Consider the following 310-nt stretch of genomic DNA (forward strand, 5'->3'; position numbering starts at 1 on the left):
CATAAGGAGAGTTATCATCTCCTTGAGAAACAATTGAAATCTCCAAATCTTTCTTTTTAATTTTGCCTTCTTTAAATAGTTTTTGTTTTTCTGCCCGTATTTTTTCAAGTAAAACTTCAACTGGTTCATCATTTGGGTCTTGTTCAACTAATTTTCCTTGCATAGCATATTGAAGAATAGATTTTTTTAGTTTATCTGGAAATTCTTTATCTAGCTGTTCTAGTCTATTATAACTTTCAGCGTATTCATCCACTTTTTCTAAAGCTGATTCGATTGCTTCTACTATGCGTTGTTGTTCGGTAAGTGGGGG

At 32.3% G+C, this 310-nt stretch carries 1 pseudogene; it reads right to left on the minus strand.

Going from position 1 to position 310, the window contains the following annotated elements:
• Positions 1 to 310 (minus strand): annotated as a pseudogene (locus tag HMPREF3249_RS01435) (restriction endonuclease subunit S); the annotation flags it as partial.

It is taken from the genome of Streptococcus sp. HMSC36C04, assembly GCF_001839535.1.
Taxonomy (GTDB): Bacteria; Bacillota; Bacilli; order Lactobacillales; family Streptococcaceae; genus Streptococcus; species Streptococcus hominis.